At 61.8% G+C, this 9,598-nt stretch carries 10 protein-coding genes; 2 read left to right on the forward strand and 8 right to left on the reverse strand.

Annotated elements, in window-relative coordinates:
- Positions 1-1,263, reverse strand: a 1,263-nt coding sequence (locus IT350_17440) for an ATP-binding protein (GenBank protein ID MCC6159840.1), incomplete at its 3' end; no start/stop codon positions are given.
- Positions 1,264-1,523: 260 nt separating this feature from the next.
- Between IT350_17440 and nikR the strand changes: the two genes are divergently transcribed.
- The gene (gene nikR, locus IT350_17445; protein ID MCC6159841.1) at positions 1,524-1,949 is read left to right on the forward strand and encodes a nickel-responsive transcriptional regulator NikR; all 426 of its coding nucleotides are present in this window, start codon (positions 1,524-1,526) and stop codon (positions 1,947-1,949) included.
- Positions 1,946-2,506: a hypothetical protein gene (locus IT350_17450; GenBank protein MCC6159842.1), complete on the forward strand. Its 561-nt coding sequence runs from the start codon at positions 1,946-1,948 to the stop codon at positions 2,504-2,506. Before nikR ends, IT350_17450 begins: the two co-directional genes overlap by 4 nt.
- A 20-nt stretch (positions 2,507-2,526) precedes the next feature.
- On the opposite strand, the gene IT350_17455 is transcribed toward IT350_17450, so the two are convergent.
- From IT350_17455 to IT350_17485, 7 genes are all read right to left on the reverse strand, one after another.
- Positions 2,527-4,293 carry a putative Ig domain-containing protein gene (locus tag IT350_17455; protein ID MCC6159843.1) on the reverse strand — a complete coding sequence of 589 codons (1,767 nt, stop codon included), beginning with the start codon at positions 4,291-4,293 and terminating at the stop codon, positions 2,527-2,529.
- A 146-nt stretch (positions 4,294-4,439) separates the two neighbouring features.
- Positions 4,440-5,699 (reverse strand): S8 family serine peptidase, encoded by a 1,260-nt coding sequence (locus IT350_17460; protein ID MCC6159844.1) that lies wholly within the window; start codon positions 5,697-5,699, stop codon positions 4,440-4,442.
- 138 nt (positions 5,700-5,837) lie between these two features.
- The gene (locus IT350_17465; GenBank protein ID MCC6159845.1) at positions 5,838-7,718 is read right to left on the reverse strand and encodes an OPT/YSL family transporter; all 1,881 of its coding nucleotides are present in this window, start codon (positions 7,716-7,718) and stop codon (positions 5,838-5,840) included.
- Positions 7,719-7,793: 75 nt separating this feature from the next.
- Entirely contained in the window at positions 7,794-8,522 is a 729-nt protein-coding gene (locus IT350_17470) for a hypothetical protein (GenBank protein ID MCC6159846.1), read from the reverse strand.
- 178 nt (positions 8,523-8,700) lie between these two features.
- The gene (locus IT350_17475; GenBank protein MCC6159847.1) at positions 8,701-8,943 is read right to left on the reverse strand and encodes a hypothetical protein; all 243 of its coding nucleotides are present in this window, start codon (positions 8,941-8,943) and stop codon (positions 8,701-8,703) included.
- Between the two features lie 27 nt (positions 8,944-8,970).
- Positions 8,971-9,204, reverse strand: a complete 234-nt coding sequence (locus IT350_17480) for a class I SAM-dependent methyltransferase (GenBank protein ID MCC6159848.1) — start codon at positions 9,202-9,204, stop codon at positions 8,971-8,973.
- Between the two features lie 2 nt (positions 9,205-9,206).
- Positions 9,207-9,598, reverse strand: a 392-nt coding sequence (locus IT350_17485) for a hypothetical protein (GenBank protein ID MCC6159849.1), incomplete at its 5' end; no start/stop codon positions are given.

Genomic DNA, 9,598 nt, shown 5'->3' on the forward strand with positions numbered 1-9,598 from the left:
TCTGCCCATTAAATAACCGCGTTCGATATTTTCCCCATTTCGTGGGCGGAAATCCGTCAGCGGGTACAGCTTCGTTTCTCCGTCGCCACCTTTTTCGGTGATCCAGATTTGATCCCTCCTGAATCTAAATCCCTCGACTGAGGGGGCCAAAAGTTTTGTATCATGGGTTGAAAATATCATCTGAGCGTTTTTTTTATTTATTTTCGGATCGTTAAATTGCATAATTAACATAATCGACAATAAGGGATGCATGCTTGCTTCCAATTCGTCAACGACCAGCAACCCTCCGGAATTTAGCGCGGAAATTATTTCCGGCGCAATTCTAAACATTGCTTGTGTTCCTTTCGACTCCTCGGCCAAAGGGAGCCAAGCTTCAATGGAGCCGGGCTGATGTTTAACCATCACGCGCTTTCTGGCCGGGCGCAACATCCGATTTGATGATAACGGGCGCTCCACCTGTAAGCTGGATTCAATATCTTCGAATTTAAAATCTTCTATTCCGAGATCTGCTGACTTTATCATACTTCGAAATCGGTCGAGATTTTGTGAACTTTCCTCATTATTCGACGCAAAATCCATCTTGAGTTGCCTGTCCTGCCACTGCATTAGCTTAATTGACGCGAGTTGCTCTCCGAAATACGGCAATGCTCTCCTGGTCGTAATGCTTTCCAAATTGATGACAGAAGTATTCCCAAACCACCGATATATGGGTGTGAGTTGTTCGTGGTTGAACTGGGCCGCGACGGACAAGAAAAGCGAATCTGGCCTAGTAAACTGATTTATGGGTAATTTGTCTCCTCGAAGAGTCGATCCAAATTTGAATTCGTCAATATCGCGAACAAACCACATTTGCCTTCTTTTATTTGGCCAAGCATATAACCACTCTTCCAAAAATCTCTCATCGTTTGCTGCGAAGCCGTAGTTATAACGTATGTTGTCAATTAAGAACTCTACTTCAAAGAGAGATTCAGTATTCGCAGCGCCGGACCAAGCAAATGCTACTCGCGGAACCCCAGAAGCGGGATCCCATTCTCTCATGGATGTTAACACAAATCGTCGCATGTATTCAAAAGCCGATAAAACATTGCTCTTCCCGCTCGCGTTCGCGCCGTAGATGGCGGCGGCGGGCAGGAGCTTCTTGGAGTACCCCGGGACGGATCGCGGGATCGGATCGTCCTTCGCCCCGATGTTCGCGGCCTCCATGGTGAGGACCTGTTCGTCCCGGATGGAGCGGTGATTGGCTACGCGAAATTCGATCAACATGGCCTTAAAACGCCGTCGACAGGAAGTTTCGACGCCTTTCATGCGGATTTTCCGCACAAAACGCCTCAAAGTCAACATAGTTAAGGAGTTCAAACGTCTTTTCGTCGAATGCTCGCGGACGGGACGACCGGAGCGGAGCAGGAGGTCGTGCGCACGAGTGCTCAGCCGATTTATGCGTCGAGTTCCAATTGTCTCGCTCCGCGCCCCTTGGCGATGCGGCGGCTCTGTGCCAAATTCCGGGGCGCTTCACGGGGAACACCATGGAACTCGAACGCATCAGCCTGACCATCGACCGCGACCTCATGCGCCGGTTCGACGCGCTGCTCGCGCGAACGGGGCACACGAACCGTTCCGAGGCGATCCGCGATCTGATTCGTGCGCGGCTGGTCGAGGAGACGTGGACGGCCGAGGACACCGACGCCGTCGCGACGATCACGATGGTGTACGACCACGAGAAGCGAGAGCTGGCCGACAAGCTCACCGAGACCGGCCACGCGCACCACGAGCAGATCCTCGCGTCGATGCACGTGCATCTCGATCGACGTCACTGCCTCGAGGTGATCGCTCTGCGCGGCGCGCCGGCCGAACTGCGTCACATCGCCGACCACATGATCGGCATGAAGGGCGTGAAGCACGGGCAACTCGCCATGACCAGCGCGAAGTTCGAAAAGCCGGACGGCAAATGATGCGGCGGATGGCGCTCGCGCTGCCGCGCGTCTTCGCGCTCGCGCTGGTGGGTGTCTTCGTGCTCGCGGGCGCGGCGGCGGCGCACCAGTTTCAGATGAGCGAGATCTGGGTGATGTTCGCCAAGGACGGCACCTGGCGCGCCGACGTGCTGCTCGATGTCGATATGCTGCTGCAAATTCCCTACGAGGCGCTCGTGATCCCCACCATGACCGCGGCCCAGGCGAAGGACAAACGCCTGCCGACGGAACAGGAACTGCGCGATTTTCTGCGCGAGCAGTTTGTCGCGAATTTCGACGGCAAACCCGCGAAGATCGACGTGGAGTTCGTCTCGCTCACGAAGAAAGACATCGGCTACTGGACGCAGACGACCATTCCGCCGCGATCGTTCCGGCTCGTCGGGCGCGCGCCGGGAGGCGCGACGAAGTTCTCGCTCAAGGCTTCGGCGCATTTCGGCGTGGTGTCGTTGTCCTTGCGCCGCGAGGGCGCGGACACGGCGACGCAAAAGACCGTCTTCCCGGGCACACCGAGCCCGGATTGGAATTTCACCGGCTCCTGACGGGCCGCGTCAGGGTTGCCTCACCACTCCGGCCCGATCCAGCCGAGCTTTCGCATCATCCAATAAGGCAGCATGTAGTCGTGGCCGCTGCGCTCGCGTCCCGCGTCATCGCCACCATCGAGTCCGTAGGGGCTACGGTGCCAGATGCACATGTCGGGAACGCGCAGGTTCGCGGGCAGCGGATAGAGCGCCCAATCGGTTTTCTCGGGATTTTTCTCGATGTCGGGGTTGGCGCTGTTCTGGATGTATCGGTCGCGCAGCGGCGCGTCGACGAATACGTCCATCTGTTTGATCGCCTTCATGACGGCGACGGGATCGCGATAGCCGGTCGACGACAGATACCATGACGTGAACGTGGGGTTTTCCTCGACGCCGCCCCGCCGCCATGCGAGACCGTCGCCCGATTCCCACAGCAGATGACGGAATCCCGCGATGTACTGTTCGCGCAGGGCCGGCGAGTCTTCGAGCGAAGTGAGCACGAACAGATTTTCGAAGCCCATGTACACGTTGTAGTGCTTGGTCTGATAACCCAGGTACAGCCACAGATAATGCTGCACGTTGTCCGGGCAGCCGCGCGTCACGAGTTCCTGATAGTATTCGCCGAAACGGGGTTCGTCAGACACGCGCTCGGCGAGGCGCATCCACGCGAGGCTCGCCGCCGAGGTCAGGCCGTTGGGCACGGGCCAGCCTTCGAGGGAAAAGCACCGGAAGTCGCCGTACTGCGTGGGCGCGCCGTCCGCGTCGATGATGCGAAAGTCGTTGCCCCACATGTGATCGGCGATCTCTTCCACCGTGCGGCGCACGTCGGCGCGCACGTCTTCGTCGGGGACGAGATCCCACGTGGTCGCAAGCCCCACCAACTCGCCCGAATACTGGTCGATGCTCACGTCGCCCTTCCAGTAATAGTCGGCGAATTCGCCCTCGCCCTCGTGGTCGTCGTTGATCGGCCAAAACTGCGTGAACTCGTTCGGCGCCATCGGGGCGTCCTTGGGCATATAGCTGCGCGAGAGCAGGCCCGGCACGCCGTTGACCCGGTTGAGCAGATCCAGGCCGCGCACGTGCAGACGCACGTTGTCGAGAGCCTCTTCGCTCTGCTCCACGGCATAGCGAAACGCCGCGCCCGCCGACGCGTTGCCGTGGATGAAACACGCGTCGCCCAGATCCGAAAACCAGTAGTCGCCGCCCGGATCGTCCGGGTTGTCGGCGGTGACGGACAGGCCGTCGCTGTTGTGGCGGGCGAGATAGACCTCCTGATAGGCGCGGGCGCGCTTGAGCAAGGGGCCGTCCTCGCCCGGGTCGCCGACACGGATGCCGAACGTCTCCATCGCGGTTTGCGGCTCGGTCGACGAATCGCCCGCCTCGATCACGAACAGGTAGAGCGTCTCCTCGTCGTCGAGAGGCGTGCCGGTCAGCGCCCCGGTTGAAGCGTCGAGCGAAAGACCCGCGGGCAACTCGCCGTCCACGACGGCCCATCCATGATAGGGAGCGACGCCGTTTTGCGCCTCGAAGACGTAGCTGTAAGCCTCGCCGGGCTCGGCCACCGGCGGAAAGTCGTGGACGATCGCAAAGGGATCGGGCGCGTCCGTGTCGTCATCGGGCAGCGGCGGCCAGGTGTCATCGTCCGCGCTGTCGTCATCCGCGTCGTCATCCGCCGAATCGTCATCGACGGAAGCGTCGTCGTCCGAGGGATCGCCCGACGAATCGTCGTCGTCATCGCCGCATCCCAAAAGAAAGATCGCCATGAACACCGAAAGAACGACCAGAGACCATCGGAGTTTCATTTCCATCCCGCCCAAACCCAAGAGTGAATCGGCGTGCGTTTCACGCCGCCGACACGCTAGCCAAGATCTTTCCGCCCCGCAAATGTCCAGCCGCGCGCCAAAAAAAAACCGCCGCGAAACCGCGACGGCTTTTTGAGGTTTGTGCGTGTCGATTACGGCTGGAGCAACGGCTCCTGCACGCCGTCTGGATCGTCCGAGCAGGACGAGGGGGACGCGTCGCAAGGCAGCGGATCGCCCGCGGCGACCAGCGCGGCCTTGACCTGCGCGGGTGTGAAACCCGGGTTCGCGGCCTTGACGCGCGCGGCCGCCCCCGCGACGTGCGGGCTCGCCATGCTGGTTCCGCTCATGGTCGCGTACGAGCTGCCCTTGTAGGTCGAATAGATGCCGACGCCGGGCGCCATGATGTCCACGTCGTGCCCGTAGTTGGAAAAGCACGCGAATGAATCGTCCACGCTTTCCGTACACGAGCTGAACGCGAAGTTGCCCGTGCCCAGGCGTCCTTCGAGACCGTCGAAATCCGCGAGGGCCGAAACGGTGATGACTTCGTCATACGCGGCGGGCAGGGACAACCCCGCGTCCTTTTTCTCGTTGCCCGCGGCGACGACAAACGTCACGCCCGCGCCCACCGCCGAGCAGATCGCCTTGTGATACGAGTTCGTCGAGGTCGAGCAGCTTTGGCCGTCGCGGTCGTCGGAACCGGAACCGCCGAGGCTCATGTTGGCGACTTCGATGGTGGCCGCGTTGCGCTTGACCCAATCGATGCCCTGGATGACGCCGGACGTGGTGCCCGAGCCGTTTCGGTCGAGGACCTTCACCGCGTGGAGCCGCGCGCCGGGGGCCGTGCCGACCACGCCCACGCCGTTGTCGATCGCGGCGGCGGAACCCGCGACGTGCGTGCCATGGCCGTTGTCGTCCGCGCCGCCAATCTTGCAGTCTTTCGTCTTGCGATCGAGCGTGCGGCAATCGACGCCCTTCACCACGGTGAGGTCCGGGTGGTTGAGCTGGATGCCGGTGTCGATGATCGCGATGTCGGCGTTCACCGTCGTGCCGTTCAGTAACAGGTCAAAATAGCTGCGCTTGATTCCGGTCGGAACGGTTTGCGCGTTCGCGCGCACGATCGTGTCCGGCTCGATGGCCACCACGTCCTTGTCCCGTTCGAGCAGACGAAGCTGCGCCGCCGTGAGTCGCGCCGCGAAACCCTTGAGCGCATGGTTGTAAGCGTTCTTCGGCGAGATGCCGCGCGCGACGGCGAAGTCCACCGAGTCCTTTACCTGCGGATTCAACGTCACGATGTACTGTCCGGGGATCACGTTGACGCTGGGCGCGGTCTGCGCGAACGCGGCGACCGAAATCAACAGCACGCACGCGGCAAGTCCCATGACCCGGGCGGCGCGGCTCAAATCCTTACGCATCTGGGCACCTCTTGAAAATTCACGATGGAACGCCGGAACATAGCCCATTTTTCGCGAAAGGCCATGTGATTTTCGTCACGGGACCAACAGGATAGGAGGGAAATCGCTCGAAATCAACGACGCCCCATTCCGCCGATTTTACAGATACGGCCTGAGCACCTCGACCAACATGGCGAGAATCGGGAGCAGGATGGCGCCCACGATGGCCTCGCCGGCGATGAGGCCGGACGCGAGCGGCGCGCCGTAGTGCTCGCAGCCGCCGTTTTCTCCCGGCGCGAATTTGCGCCACACCGCCGTGATGACGCTGCCCACGGCGGTTCCGATGGTCAGGACGGGCGGCAGGATCAGCGCAAAACCGACGGCGGACGGAATCGGCACCCACCAGAAACGCGAGGACTCCTCGCCTTTTTCGTTTTTCCTGCGCACGGCAAGCAGCACTTCGAAGAGCACGCCGAAGCCGATCGCGAAAACGGACGCGGTGAGCGCACCGCGCGGCAGTGCCGAAAGGCCCTTTTCCATCACGATGGCGAGCGACGCGATTTTTAGCCCGGTGGGGGCGGCGAGTTGCCCCGGGTCGAGGCCGATGCCGTAAGTCTTTTCGAGCAGGTTGAACATCAGCGGAGTCAGGATCGCGCCGATCGGGATCATGATCAGCCCCGCGATGATGAGCGTCTTGAACTTGCCGCCCAATCGCTGCGCGACCCAGAACGACGGCACGACCGTTTCGCTGGACGCCTGCGGATTGGCGCTGACGTACGCAGCCACGAGGTTGCTGCGGATTTGCGCGGGCCAGAGGAGGCCGAACAGGAACTGCGTGGCGTTGGCCATCAGGGATACGGGGCCCTGGCCCGTGATTCCCAGAACGCGCAGTCCCGCGATGATCAGGATGGGCTGAATGGCGACCGCGAGCAGAACCTCGACCCACGGCATATGAAACCAGGAGGACGTGATCCAGACCAGGACGGCGACGGATAGCAGCGTGCCCGCGAGGACCCACGAGGTCGGAACGCTCTCGTCGGCCAGCGACACGTGCGCGTCGTTCGATTCCTTTTTGCCTTCGGTCAGGTTGCGGATCACGGGGATGATCACGCTGGTCAGCGCCGCCGACAGCATCATCGCCGTGGCCGGCCACATCAGCCACTGGACGACGAGTTTGAAATGCGACGCCGACTCGACGTATTCCATCGCGCCGCCGCACGAACCGGCGAGGAACACGAGGGCCTGCGCCTTTTCGGGATCGGCCATCTCAGAAACACCGCCGAGTGTCGAGAAGCATTGATTCCAGTTCGCGGCGCTCGTGCCGCCGAGCGCTACGAGTTTGGCAAACGTCTCGCCGAAGGTGTTGATGACCCACACGCCGATGAGACCCGACAGGCCGACCGACAGCGGCACCAACATGCCGATACCGATCGCGGCGAATTCCAGCCCGAACGACATCTTGAGCGCCGCGTTGCCCACCATCGGCGTGATGACGCCCAGGCCGTCCTTGAGCAGCGTGAAGAAACCGGCCACCGCCGTGCTGACCTTCAGCACGTCCCGGCGACGCTCGGTCAGCGCCGTCACCTCGGGGTCGGTCAGCGTTTCGGCGACGCTCAGCACTGCCTTGGCGGTCGGCCACGGAAGCATCTTGTCACGCAGGATCATGCGCCGCGGCCACACGCCCATGAAGATGCCGAGGACGGCGGACACCGCGAGCCAGATGAACGTCTGCCACCACGTCGGGTTGAAGCCGATGTCGCGCTGGAAAACGACCTGGATGTAAAAAAACGCGGACAAAATGACGACCATGAAGCCGATGCCCGAGACGGTGTTGATCATCGTCTGGATGATGGTCAGCTCGATGGCGAGGTGCTTTTTGTCCGTTGCGTGCCGGGCGAGCAGCGACGCGGCGATGAACATGCCGCCGTAGGTCAGATCCACGCTCATGCCGAGCTTCAGCGTGACATACGGCGTCGCCGCGGCGGCGAACGCGCAAAGCAGGGAGCCCAACAACAACAGTCGCCAGTGAAGCTCTTTCATCAAATGTCCCTTTGGGAAAAGTCCACGTGCGCGTCCTTTATAATGGACGATCGGAAAAGAGGTAAGGGCGCCGACTTACGGGCACCCGATCTCGAAATCGTCCGGAGCGGTCAGAAACTGGAGCACCCACGTCGCCACCGGCACGCGGGCGCGACGGAGAAATTCGGCGACATCGTCGTTTTGTTCGGCGGCGGCCCGCATGCATTCGCCGGAGAGGTCGATGCGCCCGGCGTCGTTTCCGAGGCCCGGAATTTTCGTCGAAAGCCGGTACGCATCCGGCCCTTCGGCCCACGGATCATTCGCGTCGTCCGTCGGCATGAACCCCGGCAGGTCGGACCACGCCTCGATGAAGGTCATCTCGCCGAGGTCGTTGAACGTGAACTCTTCGTAAATCGGGCACGAGGTCACGCCGTCGTACTCGAAGACGACGCGGCAGCGCCCAAAGGGCTGGAAGTCGAACGCGCGGCAATCGCGCTCCAAGACCCGCGTCGGGTACAGACGCAGCGCCAGATCGATCAAAATCATCGCGTCGTCGCCGAAACCCGTGAGCAGCAGCCAGGGCGGCCACTCCCATCGCGCGACCAGTTCGGAATAATTCGGGATGGAGCGCGGGTCGGTGTACGAGTCGAGCGTGTCGAAATATTTCAGCGACTGCTCGACGTAATACTCCGGCGGGAAACGGGGAGATGAAAACCCGGACGTCGCGTTGTCGCCGGGGATCTCCCAACAACTCGGCGCCGGTTCATTCTCGCCGCCCGGCTCGTCGTTGCCCGCCGGGATCTCGACTTGCGGAGATGCGGCCACAGACCGCGTCTCGACGCCGGTGTCATACCCGCAAGAGGGCAGCAGTCCCAAAACGCAGAGCGCGAAAACCGCCATCGAAACGAGACATGGTTGGATATTGCGCGGAGGCATCGGCACCATTGAATGCCGACCGGCGAAGCCCGTCAATCGCGCGGCCACTTACGGGCTGGCTCAATGGCTATGCGTTTCGTCGAATCCGCGCGAGCCACGCCGCCGCGCCCTCGCCGTGCCAGTGATTGGCGAAGCGCTCGGGCTCGATCGACTCCACCGTGAAGCCCTCGGCGAACGATGCGCGGATCTCGTCGGCCGTCACGCGTCGCGGGCCGCCCGGACGCGTTTCGAGTTCCGAAAAACACATCACAATCAAGGAAGCGCCGGGCCGCATCGCGGCCGACAGCGCATCGACGTAGGGTCCGCGCAACGCGTCGGGGAAGGTATGGAACAGGCCTCAATCGACGACCGTGTCGAACTGCCCGAGCTCAGGCGCGCGCATCGCCGACATCACGTGAAAGCTCGCGGGCACGCCGCGTTCCTCCGACTTCTGCCGCGCCCGCTCGACGGCAACCTCGACGAAATCGATGCCGATCACGTCGAGACCCCGCGCGGCGAGATACAGCGCGTTCTCGCCGGTACCGCAACCGATGTCGAGCACGCGCCCGCGAACTTCGCCCTCGGCGCACATCCTCACAATCGCGGGTTGCGGTCGTCCGATATCCCACGGCGCGGGCTCATCGCCTTGATAAGCCTCATGGAATCGATCAGCATGGTCGTCCGAGATTCCCACGTCACTTGCTCCGCATGTTGGGAAAGCGGTGGTTCATAACCGAACAATTGTGAGAAAACCATGAGATTGCTCAACTTGCCGCCATTCGTGGGCAAACTCGACGCCGTCCCGGTTCGATGACCACGGCTCAGCCTCATGCCCCCATTGAGCGCCTTCACGTCGCGGTCGATCGCCGCGTCCGCGTCCTGACAAGACGTCACGCGGACCGGCTGCGTTGCGGGCTCGGTTGCGCGTCGTGCTGCGAGGACGACCTGACGGTGTTTGCGGTCGAGGCCGAGCGCATCCGAAGGCA

Source organism: Deltaproteobacteria bacterium (genome assembly GCA_020845895.1).
Taxonomy (GTDB): Bacteria; Lernaellota; Lernaellaia; order JACKCT01; family JACKCT01; genus JADLEX01.